This is a genomic window from Telluria sp. ZB2R32 (assembly GCF_059685715.1).
This window is the reverse complement of record NZ_JCASIG010000008.1, coordinates 85,245-101,075: the sequence shown is the minus strand read 5'-3', so window position 1 is coordinate 101,075 and position 15,831 is coordinate 85,245. Positions and strand designations below refer to the sequence as shown.

Annotated in this window: 11 protein-coding genes; 5 read left to right on the top strand and 6 right to left on the bottom strand. The window is 66.1% G+C overall.

Annotated features, from left to right (window positions below; all coding sequences use genetic code 11):
• Positions 1 to 48 precede the first annotated feature (48 nt).
• Complete coding sequence (locus AC56LG_RS21270) at positions 49 to 1,677, top strand: TonB C-terminal domain-containing protein (RefSeq protein ID WP_497168034.1); 1,629 nt, start codon at positions 49 to 51, stop codon at positions 1,675 to 1,677.
• A 77-nt stretch (positions 1,678 to 1,754) separates the two neighbouring features.
• Here the strand turns inward: AC56LG_RS21270 and AC56LG_RS21265 are convergent, their stop codons facing one another.
• Positions 1,755 to 2,699, bottom strand: a complete 945-nt coding sequence (locus tag AC56LG_RS21265; RefSeq protein WP_497168033.1) for a D-2-hydroxyacid dehydrogenase — start codon at positions 2,697 to 2,699, stop codon at positions 1,755 to 1,757.
• A 146-nt stretch (positions 2,700 to 2,845) separates the two neighbouring features.
• The gene (locus AC56LG_RS21260; RefSeq protein ID WP_497168032.1) at positions 2,846 to 3,190 is read right to left on the bottom strand and encodes a hypothetical protein; all 345 of its coding nucleotides are present in this window, start codon (positions 3,188 to 3,190) and stop codon (positions 2,846 to 2,848) included.
• A gap of 217 nt (positions 3,191 to 3,407) precedes the next feature.
• Here AC56LG_RS21260 and ligD point away from each other — a divergent pair, with 217 nt between their 5' ends.
• Positions 3,408 to 6,056, top strand: a complete 2,649-nt coding sequence (gene ligD, locus AC56LG_RS21255; protein ID WP_497168031.1) for a DNA ligase D — start codon at positions 3,408 to 3,410, stop codon at positions 6,054 to 6,056.
• A gap of 130 nt (positions 6,057 to 6,186) precedes the next feature.
• A complete protein-coding gene (locus AC56LG_RS21250) occupies positions 6,187 to 7,734 on the top strand; it encodes a catalase (RefSeq protein WP_497168030.1) in 1,548 nt (515 codons plus the stop codon).
• 437 nt (positions 7,735 to 8,171) lie between these two features.
• Here AC56LG_RS21250 and AC56LG_RS21245 read toward each other — a convergent pair whose 3' ends face one another.
• From AC56LG_RS21245 to AC56LG_RS21230, 4 genes are all read right to left on the bottom strand, one after another.
• Positions 8,172 to 9,635, bottom strand: a complete 1,464-nt coding sequence (locus tag AC56LG_RS21245) for a catalase (protein WP_497168029.1) — start codon at positions 9,633 to 9,635, stop codon at positions 8,172 to 8,174.
• Between the two features lie 337 nt (positions 9,636 to 9,972).
• Entirely contained in the window at positions 9,973 to 10,212 is a 240-nt protein-coding gene (locus AC56LG_RS21240) for a hypothetical protein (protein ID WP_497168028.1), read from the bottom strand.
• 3 nt (positions 10,213 to 10,215) lie between these two features.
• Entirely contained in the window at positions 10,216 to 11,265 is a 1,050-nt protein-coding gene (ku, locus tag AC56LG_RS21235; protein ID WP_497168027.1) for a non-homologous end joining protein Ku, read from the bottom strand.
• Positions 11,266 to 11,290: 25 nt separating this feature from the next.
• The gene (locus AC56LG_RS21230; protein ID WP_497168026.1) at positions 11,291 to 12,256 is read right to left on the bottom strand and encodes an SDR family oxidoreductase; all 966 of its coding nucleotides are present in this window, start codon (positions 12,254 to 12,256) and stop codon (positions 11,291 to 11,293) included.
• 180 nt (positions 12,257 to 12,436) lie between these two features.
• Here AC56LG_RS21230 and AC56LG_RS21225 point away from each other — a divergent pair, with 180 nt between their 5' ends.
• Both AC56LG_RS21225 and AC56LG_RS21220 read left to right on the top strand, forming a co-directional pair.
• Positions 12,437 to 13,906 carry a GGDEF domain-containing protein gene (locus AC56LG_RS21225; protein ID WP_497168025.1) on the top strand — a complete coding sequence of 490 codons (1,470 nt, stop codon included), beginning with the start codon at positions 12,437 to 12,439 and terminating at the stop codon, positions 13,904 to 13,906.
• Between the two features lie 176 nt (positions 13,907 to 14,082).
• Complete coding sequence (locus tag AC56LG_RS21220) at positions 14,083 to 15,750, top strand: SulP family inorganic anion transporter (RefSeq protein WP_497168024.1); 1,668 nt, start codon at positions 14,083 to 14,085, stop codon at positions 15,748 to 15,750.
• Positions 15,751 to 15,831 lie beyond the last annotated feature (81 nt).

Here is a 15,831-nt window from a genome sequence, read left to right as displayed (position 1 = left end):
TAGCATCGCTGAGTTCGTTGCCTCGCCGGCATCTCCGCACCTGTTCCCATGGCCAAACCGCTCCAGCTCGTCCAAGACCACACCGCCGCGCCGCTCGAGGAGCCTGACGGGCCGCCGGCCGGTTTCGAGCTGCCGCCGGCGTTCATGGCGGCGCGCGGCCGCGGGCGCCTGGGCACGGCACTGTCGGTGTCCTTGCTGGCGCACGCGCTGCTGCTCAGCATCGCGCTGGGCGGCGATGCCTTGGGGCTGCCCGGCCTGAACTTGCCGTGGAAGGAGAGGCGCCTCGGCGCCGACGATTTGCGTATCGTGCTGGCGCCTGCGCCTGATCCAGCGCTTGCACCTGCTCCAGCGCCTGCTCCCGTGCCAGCGCCTGCGCCGGCCGCCAGGGACGAACGCGTTCCTGCGCCCGGCGCGACGGCGCTGGCCATGGGGCCGCCCGCCGCCGTCGACAACGTGCCCGCCCTGGTGTCGATCCCATTGCCGGTCAGCGCGCCCGGACCCGCACCGGCAACCCCGCCTGCGCCACCGGTGGCGGAACCGGCGCCGGCAAAGCGGCCTGCAGTGAACCTGCCGCTCGCGCCGGAGGCGCCGCAGGTGCGGGCGGCCGCCGACGACACGGCGCCGGACCTGCCGGTCGAGGCGCGCGATCCGCTCGCGGAGGCGCAGCAAGAACAGCGCGCGCAGGCGCTACGGCAGGCCGAGCTGTTGGCCCAGGCCCAGCAGCGCGAGCAAGCCGCGCGTGCCGAGGAGGCAGCCAGGAACGAAGCGGCGCAGCTGGCGGCTGCTGCGGAGGAACAGGCCCGGCTGAACGAGCTGGCGCGGCAGGAGGCGGGCCGCCAGGACGCGCTCAGGCAGGAAGCGGCACGCCAGGAAGCGACGCGACAAGAGGCGGCGAAGCAGGAAGCGACGCGACAAGAGACGGCTAAGCAGGAAGCAGCACGTCAGGAAGCAGCACGTCAGGAGGCTGCACGTCAGGAAGCCGCACGTCAGGAAGCGGCACGTCAGGAAGCGGCACGTCAGGAAGCGGCACGACAGGAAGCAGCACGACAGGAAGCAGCACGGCAGGAAGCGGCACGTCAGGAAGCGGCACGTCAGGAAGCAGCACGTCAAGAAGCCACCCGGCAGGAAGCAGCGAAGCAGGCCGCGGCACGCGAAGACGCGGCCAGGCAGGAAGCCGCCCGCCAGGAACGGGCACGCCAGGATCAGGCGCAACGCGAGCGTGCCGCGCAGGAGGCCGAGCGCGAAGAGCGCCTGCGCGCGATCGGCAGGCAACTCAACCAGGAAGCCGTCCAGCGCGACGCCGCGCGCACGCCGACGACCAGCAGCCTGCGCCGCGGCTGGCTGTTCGGCCGTGCCGACGCCAACGCCGACCTGGTCCAGTACGCGCAATCCATGAGCCGCAAGATCGAGATGAACATGGCCTTCGACACCGTGCGCGACTTGGTGAAGCAGCCGCACACCCAGCCGGTGGTGACGGTGGCGGTGCGCGCCGACGGCTCGGTGGAAAAGGTGACCTTCGTGGTTTCGAGCGGCGTGCCCGCCATCGACGAAGCGATCCGGCAGGTGGTGGCGGGGCAGGCGCCCTACGGCCCGTTCCCGCCGGGGCTGGCGCGCCAGTACGACGTAGTTGAAATTCGCCGTACGTGGATTTTCGATATGACGATTCGGTTGCAATAACCGATCCATGGTGGCCGTGCGGCACGCACGCGTGCGACCGCGTGGGCACAAGTGCCCACCCTACGAGCCCGGGCCGCTTACACCAAGTTCGTCGCCCGTCCCGCTTCCCACGCCTCGATGTTATCGACCAGCATATCGGCCAGCGTCTGCATCGCGCCGCCGCTGGCCCAGGCCACGTGCGGGGTGAGGATGAAATTCGGCAGACGCAGGCCCAGCAGCGGGTTGTCCTGCGACGGCGGCTCCTTGCTGAGCACGTCGAAGCCGGCGCCGCCGATCGTGCGCCGCATCAGCGCCTCGGCCAGCGCGTCCTCGTCGACCAGGCCGCCGCGCGCGGTATTGATCAGGAGCGCGGTCGGTTTCATGAGGCCCAGCTCGCGCGCGCCGATCAGGTGGCGGGTGGCTTCGTTCAGGGGCAGGTGCAGGCTGACCACGTCGGAGGTTGCCAGCAGTTCGTCCAGGTCCAGTTGCGTCACGCCCTGCTCGTTCACCGGCGAGCGCGAGGTGGTGGCGACCGTCATGCCGAAGGCCTGGCCGATCTGCGCCACGCGCCGGCCCAGCGCGCCGTAGCCGACGATGCCGAGCCGGCTGCCGGCCAGGTCGCCGATCGGGTGGTCGAGCAGGCAGAAGCGGTTCGAGCGCTCCCAGCGGCCCGCTTCGACGTCGGCGACGTAGGCGCGCAGGTTGCGGCGCAGCGCCAGCATCAGGGTGAAGCAGTGCTCGGGCACCGAGACGCCGGAATAATTGCGGATGTTGGCGACCGCGATGCCGCGCGCACGGCAGGTGGCGAGGTCGACGTTGTCGGTGCCGGTGGCGGCGACCGCCACCATGCGCAGGTCCGGCAACTGCGCGAGCGCCTCGGCACGCAGCGGCACCTTGTTGCTGACGGCGATCGTCGCGCCGCGCAGGCGCTCGACCACCTGATCGGGGGCGGTGGCGGGATGGTCTTGCCAGTCGTGGTCGAAAACGGGACGCCGTACTTTGGCAAGCAGGCTGTCGCGGTCGAGGAAGACGATCTTGTGCATGGCGCGCTCCAGGAAGGGGTGCGCATATTGTAGAGCATGCGCCGGGGCGAAATGGAAACAGGCCTTTGTGAAGGCTTTGGAACGAAAAAAGGACAGGGCGAACCCTGTCCTTTTTGGGCTATGGTGGGGGCTCGAGCGGCCTGTAATTATCTGGCTGTATTCGTGGTGGTGGTCGTGTGCGCAGCGTGGGTGTCGGCCTTGTGTTCGGCTTTCGCTTCGGCAGCATCGGCCTTGGCTTCGGCCTTTTGCTTGGCGGCTTTCTTGGTGGCCTTGGCCTTGGCCTTGTCCTTCGCGGCGTCGGCTTTCGCTTCGGCGACGTCGGCCTTGGCTTCGGCGGAGGCCTTTTCTACCTTGGCATCGGCCTTTGCAACTTCCTTCGCTTCCTTCGCTTCCGCCTTGGTGGCCGGGGTAGTCGTCTGGGTAGCGGTACTCTGGGCAAATGCCGAGGTGGCGAACAGGCCGGCGATTAGGGTAGCGACGATTTTGCTCATGGTGGTCATTCCTTCAAGGAGTGGAAAGGTGGGAACCAGGTCGGCGTTCCCGCTGCTGCTGCCTCCGATAACGCGGGCTGGACGAACAAGGTTGACGCGATTACATCCCGTTACAAACAGCGCCTTCATGTGCGCACAGCACGACCGTTAGCTGCCGTACAGTCGCCCCGGCGCCTCCTGCCTACACTGGCATGAACGGAAAACGCAGGAGTTCGCCATGCCCGATGCCCTCAAGCTCTACAAATCCAAGCGCGATTTTTCGATCACCTCCGAGCCGGCCGAAGGCGGCGAACCGGGGAAGGATGCGCTCACGTTCGTGATCCAGAAACATTGGGCCAGCCGCCTGCACTACGACTTCCGGCTCGAACTCGACGGCACCATGAAAAGCTGGGCCGTGCCGAAGGGGCCCAGCTACGACACGCACGACAAACGCATGGCCGTGCACGTGGAGGATCACCCGATCTCCTATTCGGATTTCGAGGGCACGATTCCCGAGAAGCAGTATGGCGCCGGCAAGGTCATTATCTGGGACAAGGGCACGTGGGAACCCGAAAGCGACCCGCACGAGGGCTACCGCAAGGGCAACCTGAAATTCCGCCTGCACGGGCACAAGATGCACGGCAACTGGGTGCTGGTGCGCATGAAGGGACGTGGCGACGACAAGCAGGAACCCTGGCTCTTGATCAAGGAAAAGGACGAGTACGTGCGTCCGGCCGAGGAGTTCTCGGTGGTCGACGAGATGCCCGACAGCGTCAAGGCGCTGCCGATGCCGGGCACGGCAGAGAAGGTGCCGGCCAAGGTGAAAAGCAAGGATGAGGCTCAGGCGGGCGCCGAGGCGCCGAAGAAGGGGCGGGCCACGAAAGGTCGCACCACCAAAGCCAAAGCCGATGCCGCCGCCGCGAAAGCGGCCGACAAGGCGCGCGACATCAGCCTTCCCGAAGGCGTGGTCGAAGCGCCGCCGCCCAAGGAATTCGCCCCCGAGCTGGCGACCCTGGTCGATGGGCCGCCGGCCAACCCGGAAGAGTGGGTGTTCGAAGTCAAGTTCGACGGCTACCGCATGCTCGCGCGCATCGAGAACGGCGAGGTCAGCCTCATCACCCGCAACAACAACGACTGGACCGACAAGTTGCGTCCGCTGCAGCAGGAAATCGCACGCATGGGGCTGCCGGACGGCTGGTACGACGGCGAGATCGTCGTGCACGACGCCAACGGGCGGCCGAATTTCGGCTTGCTGCAGCTCGCCTTCGACGGCAGCAACCGGGCCCGGATCATGTACTTCATTTTCGACGCGCCCTATCTGGGCGGCTATGACCTGCGCAAGGTGGCGCTGATCGAGCGCCGCGCGCTGCTCGAAGGCGCACTCAACCAGGCGAAGGCATCGGAGATCGTGCGCTTCTCGTCCGAGTTCGGCACCGATCCGGAAGGGCTGGTGGTGGCCGCCTGCAAGATCGGCCTGGAAGGCGTGATCGGCAAGCGGCGCGATTCGCATTACGTTTCGCGCCGCTCGCCGGACTGGATCAAGCTGAAATGCGGGCTGCGCCAGGAGTTCGTGATCGTCGGCTACACCGACCCCAAGGGCTCGCGCAAGGGCGTGGGCGCGCTGCTGCTCGCTACCCACGACAAGGAAGGCGTGCTGCGCTACGCGGGTAACGTCGGCAGCGGTTTCAATGCCGAGAGCCTGCGCGATATCAGGGCAAAACTGGAGGCGCTCGACACCGACGTCAGCCCCTTCCCGCCGCGTACGGTGCCGGGCCGCAAGCATCACTGGGTAAAACCGGAACTGATCGCCGAAGTCAGCTTTTCCGAATGGACCGAAGCCGGCGCCGTGCGCCACCCGGTCTTCCAGGGCCTGCGCAGCGACAAGCCGGCGGCCGGCATCACGCGCGAATTGCCGACACCCGTAGAGGAGATAGAAATGAGCGATGAAGACGCAGGCGCCAGCACGCACGAGGCGCCAGGCATGGTCGAGGGCACGCTGCCGGCTACCCTGAAAATCACCAACGGCGACCGCATCGTCGATCCGCAAAGCGGCGCCACCAAGATGGACGTGGTCCGCTATTACGCCCTGGTCGGCAACCTGATGATGGAACACCTGAAGGGCCGCCCGGTATCGCTGGTGCGGGCGCCGTCCGGCATCAAGGGCGACCTGGTGTTCCAGAAGCATGCCGACATCAAGAAGCTGCCCGGCATGAAGCAGCTGCCCCAGGCGCTCGACCCGGATCATCCGCAAATGCTCACGGTCGACAACATCGCCGGCATCCTGTCGGCGGCGCAATGGAACGCGCTCGAGTTCCACACGCAAAATGCCTACGGCAAGTCCTACGACAAACCCGACCGCATGGTGTTCGACCTCGACCCGGGCGAGGGCGCCGAATGGCTGGCGATGCAGGAAGCCGGCTTCGTGATGCGCGCCTTCCTCGAGGAACTGGGCTTGCCGGCATTCCTGAAAACCAGCGGCGGCAAGGGCTTGCACGTGGTGGTGCCGATCAAGGGCGGCAAGGACTGGGACACGGTCAAGGGCTTTTCGCAGGCCATCGTGACCCATCTTGCGAAAACCTTCCCCGACCGCTTCTCGGCCAAGAGCGGCGCAAAGAACCGGGTCGGCAAGATCTTCATCGACTACCTGCGCAACGGGCAGGGCGCCACCACCGTCAGCGCCTGGTCGGTACGCGCCCGTCCGGGACTGGGCATCTCGGTGCCGTTGTCCTGGGACGAGTTGCCGGGCATGAAATCAAGCGACCAGTGGAACGTCAAGAATGCGCACACGCGCCTCGACCAGGGCAACGATCCGTGGGAAGGGTATGACAAGGCGGCCAAGACGCTGACGGCGGCGATGAAAGCCTTGGGCTATAAGGCGGAAAAATAGGCGCGACCTCGGGCAGCGAAGGCAATAAATAGTGCATTACCTATCAATGGCATAGGAATAATTAATTTCATCTATGCATACGTTGCGGTTAGGATAACTATCCAAATCGAAACTTTGATAGGTCGTAACTATGAAATTGTCTTCCTCGTCTGTCGGGCGCGCCGCCCTGTGTGTCCTGACGCTTGCTTCCGGCGTTATCGCCCTGTCCCAGGACGTGCAGGCCCAGACCCTGACCAAGGATAATGGCGCTCCGGTCGGCGACAACCAGAACAGCCAGACCGCCGGACCCGGCGGCCCGACCCTGCTGCAGGACGTGCACCTCGTGCAAAAGCTGCAGCGCTTTGACCGCGAACGCATTCCCGAGCGCGTCGTGCACGCGACCGGCACCGGCGCCCATGGCGAATTCATCACCACCGACGACCTCTCGGACCTGACCAAGGCCAGGCTGTTCGCGAAGAACACCAAGACACCGGTCTTCGTGCGCTTCTCCACCGTGATCCCGAGCCGTTCGGGCGCCGAGACGACGCGCGACCCGCGCGGCTTTGCCACCAAGTTCTATACCCAGGAAGGCAACTGGGACCTGGTCGGCAACAACCTGCCGGTCTTCTTCATCCGCGACGCCATCAAGTTCCCGGACATGATCCATGCGCTCAAGCCGTCGCCGATCTCGAACGTGCAGGAGCCGGAGCGCGTATTCGACTTCTTCTCGCACGTGCCGGAAGCGACGCACATGCTCACCCGCGTGTATTCGAACTACGGTACGCCGGCAACCTACCGCGAAATGAACGGCAGCAGCGTGCACGCACTGAAGCTGGTCAACGCGCGCGGCGAGTACGTGTATGCGAAGTTCGCCTGGAAATCGCGCCAGGGCGAGCGCAACCTGCGTCCGCAGGAGATCCCCGCCGTGCAGGGCCGCAGCACCAGCCACGCCACGGTCGACCTGTACGGCGCCATCAATGCCGGCAGGTTCCCGCAGTGGGACCTGACGGTGCAGGTATTGAAGCCGCAAGACCTGGACAAGTTCGACTTCGACCCGCTGGACGCGACCAAGATCTGGCCGGGCATCCCGGAGCGCAAGGTCGGCACCATGGTGCTCAACAAGGTTCCGGAGAATTTCTTCGAAGCGACCGAGCAGGTCGCCATGGCCCCGGGTAACCTTGTGCCGGGTATCGAAGCGTCGGAAGACCGCATGCTGCAGGGCCGCCTGTTCTCGTACATCGACACCCAGCACCACCGCCTGGGCGCCAACTTCCAGTCGTTGCCGATCAACCGTCCGCTGGTCGCCGTGAACAACAACCACATCGACGGCGCCGGCAACATCGGCAACCGCAAGGGGAACGTCAACTACGAGCCGAGCCGCCTGGCGCCGCTGCAGGAAGACGCCAACGCGCGCAGCAGCCAGCTGCCGCTGGCCGGCACCACCCAGCAGGCGCGCATCGCGAAAACACTGAACTTCCGCCAGGCGGGCGAGTTCTACCGCTCGCTGGGCGCCCAGGACCGCGACGACCTGATCGCCAACCTGTCGGGCGACCTGAAGAACGTCAGGAACGACGACAGCCGCAACACCATGCTGTCGCACTTCTGGAAGGCCGACGCCGACTACGGCAAGCGCCTGGTCAAGGCCGTCGGCGCCGATGCCGGCAAGATCGCCGCGCTGGCGGCGCAGCTGGAGGAGTAAGCCTCACCGGCGGCCCCTGGCCGCAATCCGCAACAGCCGCGGCAGGGTGTCAACCCGCCGTGGCTTTTTTGCGTCCAGGCCACTTGCACCAGCAACCACTGCCGGGCTGTGATACCGATCCCGATGGCGAGGCAAGGACCGTAGCGACAGCGATGCGCAGACCTGTAAGGTGGGCGGCTGTACCCAGGGGCGTGCCTGCCGCTGCCTGAAGGCCGCCCACGCGGCCAGCCACACCCGGAAAACTTCGCGACGAATTTCCTGCTGGTTGAACGCGTGGGCGGCTGACACGTCGCTGGCACGCGAACTGACGAGGCGAGCCGCCCACCTTACGGGTCCGCGCATTCTTTTCGAAAGGTTAACTTCGCCGACTGGCAACGGCAACGAAAAAAATGGCGCCAGGCCGAAGCCATGGCGCCATTTGCCGGCAGGGGGAAGACTTACGCGACTGCGCGGCCCAGGCGCTCGAGGCTGGCGCGCACGCCGTTACCGTACGCCGGGTCGGCCCGGTGGAACTGCGCCAGCTGGCGCGCCAGGATCTCGTCCGTCACCTGCGACAGGGGCCCGGCCAGGTTATCGCACAGCTTCCGCTTTTCCTCGTCCGTCATCAGACGGAACAGGTTGCCAGGCTGGGTGTAGTCGTCTTCCTGGCCGCGGAAATCGAAGCGCCCCGCATTGCCCGACAGTGGCAATTCCTGTTCGCCATGCCCCATCCCGGTGGCGCCGCGGCCGACGGCGTCGACCGTGGCGTAGTTCGGCGCATTGCCGCCGTTATGGAACGCCATCGCGCCGTCGCGCTGCTGGTTGTGGAACGGGCAGCGTGGCGCGTTCACCGGCAGGTGCTGGTGGTTGGTACCGACCCGGTACAGCTGGGCGTCGTGGTAGGCGAACAGGCGGCCCTGCAGCATCTTGTCCGGCGAGTAGCCCATGCCGGGCGGGACGTTCGCCGGCGAGAATGCGGCCTGCTCGACCTCGGCGTGGTAGTTCAGTGGATTGCGGTTCAGTTCCAGCACGCCGACCGGCTGCAAGGGGAAGTCGCCGTGCGGCCAGACCTTGGTCAGGTCGAACGGATTCCAGCCGGTGCGCGCTTCCCAGTCCGCCAGTTGCTGCGGCGTCGCCACCTGCACCTTGACGTCCCACTGCGGGAAGTCGCCGGCCGCGATCGCATCGAACAGGTCGCGCTGGGCGTGGTCGGGGTCGGCGCCGCCGAGGCGCACCGCCTCGTCGTTGCTCAGATTCTTGATGCCCTGGCGCGTCTTGAAATGCCATTTCACGTAGACCCGTTCGCCCGCTTCGTTGATCAGGCTATAGGTGTGGCTGCCGAAGCCGTCCATATGGCGGTAGCCGTCGGGCGTGCCGCGGCTGGAGAACAGGATCGTCACCTGGTGCAGGCTTTCCGGGGCCCGGCTCCAGAAATCGAACATCATGTTGGCCGATTTCAGGTTGCTGTCGGGCAGGCGCTTCTGGGTGTGGATGAAGTCGGGGAACTTGATCGGGTCCTTGATGAAGAACACCGGCGTGTTGTTGCCGACCAGGTCCCAGTTGCCTTCCTCGGTATAGAAGCGCAGGGCGAAGCCGCGCGGATCGCGTTCGGTATCGGCGCTGCCTTTTTCGCCGCCGACGGTCGAGAAGCGCAGGAAGGTGTCGGTTTTCTTGCCGACTTCGCCGAACAGCTTGGCGGTGGTGAGATGGCGGATGTCGTGGGTGACGGTAAAGCTGCCGTAGGCGCCCGACCCCTTGGCGTGCACCACGCGCTCGGGAATGCGCTCGCGGTTGAAGTGCTGCAGCTTTTCGATCAGGTGGAAGTCTTGCAGCAGGAGCGGGCCACGCGGGCCGGCGCTGAGCGAATTCTGGTTGTCGGCGACCGGGATGCCGGAAGCGGTGGTCATGCGTGGCTGATTCATACGTACTCCTCATTGCAATTGATGAAATTGATGAGAAGATTCTACGTATGGCCGAGCGAAAGATAAATTTGATTGATTCGATTAGACCGATAGGAATTACCTAAAGATCAGGCAAGAGGGAAACGCCGCGACAGGGCATCGCGGCGCGGGGAACATCAATAGCGGCGCCCGCTCGTGGTGCCGTTATAGGTTTGCTTGTTCATCTTGGCCTGGATTTTCTTCCAGATGAAACCCGCGATTGCCATCATGATCATCTTACGCATGGAAAACCTCCTTGTTGGTGGACGGCGACATGCCGTCCGGTTGAATGGGTTGCTGCTCCTGGCCGCCGGATCTGTTACCCCGGCGATCCGTTCTTGAAAATGCCGCGGATATTCATCGCCATCAGCGCCACCTGCAGCGAAATCAGCGCCCACGCTTCGTCGTGCACGCCCCAGATGATCCACAAGACGTTACTGAGGATGAACATCCAGAACCCGAATACACGCTTGCCTGCTTTTTTCGAACCGATCATGAAGGCGGCGAACAGGCTGACCGCCATCGCGGGCCATTGAAGGAAGTCGAGGAATCCATCCATCCTTCAGGCTGCCTTCTTGCGGCGCGCGGGCGCCTTGGTTGCGGCGGTGGCCGTGGCCTTCTTTGCAGCCGGCTTCTTCGCCGCGGTCGTCCGTTTCGGCGCCGCCTTGGCGGCGACCGCCTCGCGGCTGCTCGCCGCCGTCTTGCGCGAGCGCGGCGCCGGCTCGTCGTCCTCGTCGTCCGCTTCCGGCTTGCGCGCGCGCTTCGGTGGCGGCGGTTCGTCGTCATCGTCGTCGTCCGCGGCGGCCCCCTTGCCGGGCTTCTTGCCGAGGCTGGCCTGCAGCAGCGCGACCAGGTCGATCACGTTGGTGGCCTTGGCCGGCTTCTCATCCTTGTCCGGCATGGTGATGGTCTTGGTCTGCTTGGCCTTGATTTTCCGTTCGATCAGGGCCAGCACGTCTTCGCGGTAGGTGTCGTGGTACTGCTCCGGCTCCCACTCCTCGCTCATGCCCTCGACCAGGGCAGTCGCCATCTTGAGTTCCTTGTCGGTGATGGCGGCGCCTTTCGCATTCTTCGTCGGGATCTTGAGTTCGCCCGGGTCGCGGATCTCGTCGGCGTAGCGCAGCGTGTTCATGACGATCGTGTTGCCGACGCAGTGCAGCGCCGCCAGGTGCTGCTTGACGCGGATGACGACGGTGGCGATACCGATCTTGCCGACCTTTTTCAGGGTGTCGCGCAAGAGCGCATACACCTTGTCGCCGCCCTTGCCGGGCGCCAGGTAGTAAGGCTGGTCGTAGTACAGCAGCGGCACGTCGCCGGCATCGACGAATGCCAGGATGTCGATGGTCTGGGTCGCTTCCGGATTGGCGCGGCGCAGGTCTTCGTCGGACAGCACCACGTATTCGCCGTCGCTGTATTCGTAGCCCTTGATGATGTCGTCCCAGCCGACTTCCTTCTCGGTGTTCTTGTTGTAGCGCTTGAACCCGATCGGGGAGAAATCGCGGCGGTCCAGCATGTGCAGGTCGAGCCCCTTGTTGCTGGTTGCCGGATACATGTCGACCGGGATGTGCACCAGCCCGAAGCTGATCGCACCTTTCCACAAGCTGCGTGCCATACGATTCTCCTTGTTCTAGTCGTCGTTATTCGCCCACGCTGCCCGTCACCGGCAGCACGATGCCCGTGATGTAGCTCGAGCAGGCGTTCGAGGCCAGGAATACATAGGCCGGCGACAGCTCTTCCGGCTGGGCCGCGCGGCCATAGGTCGTGCTCTCGCCGAAGTGGACGATCTTGTCCGGCGACTGGTCGGCCGGGTTCAGCGGCGTCCATACCGGGCCGGGCGCGACGCAGTTGACGCGGATGCCCTGCTCTAACAGGTTGGCCGCCAGCGACATGGTGAACGCGTGGATCGCGCCTTTCGTGCTCGAATAGTCGAGCAGCAGCTTGGAACCCTTCAGGCCCGTCACCGAGCCGGTATTGATGATGGCCGCGCCGCGTTTCAGATAGGGCAGGGCGGCTTTCGCCATGTGGAAGTAACCGTAGATATTCGTGCGCATCGTTTCGTCGAAGCGCTCTTCGGTGATGTCCAGCAGCGAGTTGGCGTGCATCTGGAAGGCGGCGTTGTTCACCAGCACGTCCAGGCGGCCCCACTGGCCAACCACGGCATCGACCGCCTGCTGGCAGAAGTCCATGTCCTTGACGTCGCCGGCGATCGTTACGCAGCGCCGGCCCTCGGCTTCGATGCAGCGCTGGGTTTCGGCGGCGTCTTCGTGTTCGTTCAGGTAGAGGATGGCGACGTCGGCGCCTTCGCGCGCGAACAGCACGGCAACCGCCCGGCCGATGCCGGAGTCGCCGCCGGTGACGATCGCGACCTGGCCTTCGAGCTTGCCGCTGCCTTTGTAATTCTCGGCCATGAACCGCGGCCGTACTTCCATCTGCGCTTCCAGGCCGGGTTTGGCCAGGTGCTGTTCGGGCATCGGCGGCACCGGCTGTTCGGCGCCGATCTGCACCGGCTTTTGTCCTTCTTCTTCCTTGCCGCTGGCGTCGATCTGGTCCTGGCGATTCTGGATTGCCTTCTGGTGGTTTGCTACATCGTCCTGGTTGGCCATTGCGCTTCCTTCCCTCTGCATTGTTCGAGACCGGCCCAGTATCGGCCGCACAATTGGGCGCGACGGTGCGCTCCCACACACAGGCGGCCACTTTGCCAGCGGTTTTGCCTGTTCGGGGGACCCCGTTTATGTCAAAATCTCCACTGTTATGTAACAAATATGCATGTGGAGGAGAGCACCATGTCCCAGCAGGTCACGCCGCAAGGCCAATACACCGGGCTGTTCGTCAACCCGGCGGCCGGGCGCCGTGCCGATTTCGAGGCCGCCTGCGGCGCGCAGTTCGCGCAACTGACCTCGGTCGACAGCGCCGACGCCGCGCTGGCCGAGGTCGACCTCAAGCCGATCGACCTGCTCGTCATCGACCTCGAGCGCTTCGACCCGGAACTCGACCATGCGGGCCTGGCGCGCCTGGTGGCGGCGCGCGCGGGGGCGCCCACGTTTGTCCTGTGCCCGTTCGCGAATGCACGCTGGCTGCCGGCCCTGATGGCCTGCGGCCCGGTCGAGTACGCGATCGCGCCGCTGGGCGAGGAGGCGCTGCGCGCGGCGATCGGTGCACGTCTCGCCGCCGGGCCGACCGTGGCGGCGGCGCCGACGCCGCGCGAACAGGAACTCGACGCCTTGCAAGCCTTGCGCGGGCGCGTGCGCCAGGCCCTGGCCGAAGGCGAGGAACTCGACGCCCTGGCCGAACGGCTGTGCCAGGCCCTGTGCGGCTGGCCCGGCGTGCTGCACGCCGCGCTGTTCTACCTGCAGCCGGGCGGCGACCTGCAGCTGCAGGCCCAGCAGGGCGAGCGTAACCTGAACCTGGCGAAAGTGCTGGGCCGTGCCGAGCGCCTGCTGCAGTCGCCGCTGCGGCATGCCTTCCCGGGCCTGGTCGCGGCCGCCGGCAACACGATCGCGCTGCTCGATGACCTCGACAAGCCGGGCGAACCGGCGCTGGCCGAAGCCTTGCGCGAGCACGGGGTCGGGATGGTGCTGGCGCTGCCGATCCCATCGGATGGCCCGGGCGCGCCGCGCGGTTCGCTGTGCCTGCTGTTTCGCGATGCACGCGCCTTTTCGCGCGACGAACTCGCCGCCCTGGCAGAACTGTGCGACCTGGCCGCGGTCGGCCTGCGCCTGGCCGACATGAACCGCGAGGGCGAAGCGATGCTGGTGCGGGTGACGCACCTGTCCACGCTCGACGCCCTCACCGGCATCGCCAACCGGCGCCATGGCGAAACCCTGCTCGAGCAGGAGATCAAGCGCGCGCGCCGCTACAAGCATCCGCTGGCCCTGATCGCGTTCGACATCGACCGTTTCAAGGGCGTCAACGACCGTTACGGCCATCCGGTCGGCGACATGGTGCTGCGCGCCGTGGCCGACGCCGCCGGGAAGCTGGTACGCGCCAGCGACGTGCTGGTACGTTCCGGCGGCGAAGAGTTCCAGGTGATCGCACCGCACACCAGCGCCATCGACGGTCTGAAAGTGGCCGAGAAGCTGCGCACGGCGATCGAAGCCACCGAAATGCCGGGCGTCGATCAGGTGACCATCAGTCTTGGCGTGGCGCAGCTCGGAGAGCACGAGAGCGCCGATTCGCTGACCGTGCGCGTGAATGCGGCGCTGGCGCGGGCGAAGCGGGCGGGGCGCAATTGCGTGGAACTGGCGATGGGGTAGTTCGCCGGCGGTCCCACCAACACGCGTGGGCATGCCCACCCTACGTACGCCGCTGCCACGCTTGTGTAGGGCGGGCATGCCCGCGTGTGAATCCTGCATATCACGAACGCTCGCGGCGGTTACGTTCTCGCCACCCCGCCGCGTGCTACCCTTGCGCCTTTTGAAATGGACGAGCAATGCTGCACTGGTTGAGGCACTACCGGCGCGCCATGCTGCCCGGCGATATCAGCGCCGGCGTAGTGGTGGCGATGATGATGATCCCGCAAGGCATGGCCTACGCCCTGGTGGCCGGGCTGCCGCCGGTGGTCGGCATCTACGCCAGCATCATCCCGCCGGTCCTGTATGCCTTGTTCGGCACCAGCAGCACCCAGTCGGTCGGGCCGATGGCAATCATCTCGCTGATGACGGCGTCGACCCTGGCGCCGCTGGCCGCCGCCGGCAGCCCCTTGTATGCGACCCTGGCCGCCCAGCTGGCGCTGCTGTCCGGCCTGGTGCTGCTGGCCTGTGGCCTGCTGCGCATCGGTTTCATCGCCAACTTCTTTTCGCGGCCGGTGATGAGCGGCTTCACCATTGGTTCCTCGGTGGTGATCGCGCTTGGCCAGTTGCCGGCGCTGCTCGGCGCCGGCCGGGCGGGCACCTGGCTTCCAGACATTCACCCGCCGAGCGCGCTCCTTGGCATCGGCGCGCTGCTGCTCCTGCTGGCGGCGCGCAGCCACTTGGCGCCGCTGCTGCGCCACTTGGGGTTAAGCCCGACCGTGGCCGACATCGGCGCCAAGCTCGCGCCGATGGCCGTGGTGCTGGGTGCGACCGCGCTGGTGCCCGCCCTCGGGCTGGAAGCGCTCGGCTTGCGCACCACCGGCACCGTCCCGGCCGGGCTGCCGTTGCTGCACCTGGCGGCCTCGAACGACCATTGGCAGGCGCTGTTGCAGCCGGCGCTCCTGATCGGCTTCATGGTCTTCCTGATCAGCATGTCCGGCGCCCAGACCCTGGCCCTGAAACGCGCCGAGAAACTGCACAGCAATTACGAACTGATCGGCCTGGGCGCCGCCAACGTCGGCAGCGCGCTGACGGGCGGCTTTCCCGTCACCGGCAGCATTTCGCGCTCGGCGGTGAACTTCGCGGCCGGGGCGAATACCCAGCTCGCCAGCCTGATCACGGCCAGCCTGCTGGCGCTGGCCCTGTGCGTGCCGACCGGCTGGCTGGCGCTGCTGCCGCTGCCGGCGCTGGCCGCCACCATCATCGTCGCCGTGCTCGGCATGTTCGACACCTCGACCCTGCGCACCGCCTGGCGCTACGACCGCGCCGATGCGCTGGCCCTGATCGCCACCGCCGCCGGGGTGCTGGCGCTGGGCGTCGAGGCCGGCGTGGTGGTGGGCGTGGCGCTGTCGATGGGGGCGCTGATCTGGCGCGCCAGCCGGCCGCACATCGCGGTGCTGGGGCGCATTCCGGGCACCGAACACTTCCGCAACATCGACCGCTACACGGCCGACACCGCGCCCGGACTGCTCCTGCTGCGGGTCGATGCCGGCCTGTTTTTCGGGAATGTCGAGGCGGTCAACGAGCGCATCGAGGATGAGATCGCGGCCCGTCCCTGCACGCGCCACCTGGTCTTGGTGCTGTCGGCGGTGAATGCGATCGATACCTCGGCGCTGTTCGCCCTCGCCGAATTGAACGCGATGCTGCGCACGCGCGGCATCGGCCTGCACCTGAGCGAGGTGAAGGGGCCGGTCATGGACCGCCTCAAGCACAGCGAACTGCTCGGCGCGCTCAACGGCAGGCTGTTCCTCAGTACGGCGATGGCCTGGGACGCCTTGTCGGCGGGAGAGGCGCACGGTTCGCACTAAGGCACGCTGCCGGTGTCGCTTCCGGTGCACGATCACACTTTATGCACCAGCATGGTGCACGTGAGGCGCTCAATCGGCTTG

What these genes read in the sequence shown, in the direction of transcription:
- AC56LG_RS21260 (WP_497168032.1), bottom strand. Translation starts at nt 3,190, where the DNA reads ATGAGCAAAATCGTCGCTACCCTAATCGCCGGCCTGTTCGCCACCTCG.
- AC56LG_RS21225 (WP_497168025.1), top strand. Translation starts at nt 12,437, where the DNA reads ATGTCCCAGCAGGTCACGCCGCAAGGCCAATACACCGGGCTGTTCGTC.
- AC56LG_RS21240 (WP_497168028.1), bottom strand. Translation starts at nt 10,212, where the DNA reads ATGGATGGATTCCTCGACTTCCTTCAATGGCCCGCGATGGCGGTCAGC.
- AC56LG_RS21245 (WP_497168029.1), bottom strand. Translation starts at nt 9,635, where the DNA reads ATGAATCAGCCACGCATGACCACCGCTTCCGGCATCCCGGTCGCCGAC.
- ligD (WP_497168031.1), top strand. Translation starts at nt 3,408, where the DNA reads ATGCCCGATGCCCTCAAGCTCTACAAATCCAAGCGCGATTTTTCGATC.
- AC56LG_RS21250 (WP_497168030.1), top strand. Translation starts at nt 6,187, where the DNA reads ATGAAATTGTCTTCCTCGTCTGTCGGGCGCGCCGCCCTGTGTGTCCTG.
- AC56LG_RS21270 (WP_497168034.1), top strand. Translation starts at nt 49, where the DNA reads ATGGCCAAACCGCTCCAGCTCGTCCAAGACCACACCGCCGCGCCGCTC.
- ku (WP_497168027.1), bottom strand. Translation starts at nt 11,265, where the DNA reads ATGGCACGCAGCTTGTGGAAAGGTGCGATCAGCTTCGGGCTGGTGCAC.
- AC56LG_RS21265 (WP_497168033.1), bottom strand. Translation starts at nt 2,699, where the DNA reads ATGCACAAGATCGTCTTCCTCGACCGCGACAGCCTGCTTGCCAAAGTA.
- AC56LG_RS21230 (WP_497168026.1), bottom strand. Translation starts at nt 12,256, where the DNA reads ATGGCCAACCAGGACGATGTAGCAAACCACCAGAAGGCAATCCAGAAT.
- AC56LG_RS21220 (WP_497168024.1), top strand. Translation starts at nt 14,083, where the DNA reads ATGCTGCACTGGTTGAGGCACTACCGGCGCGCCATGCTGCCCGGCGAT.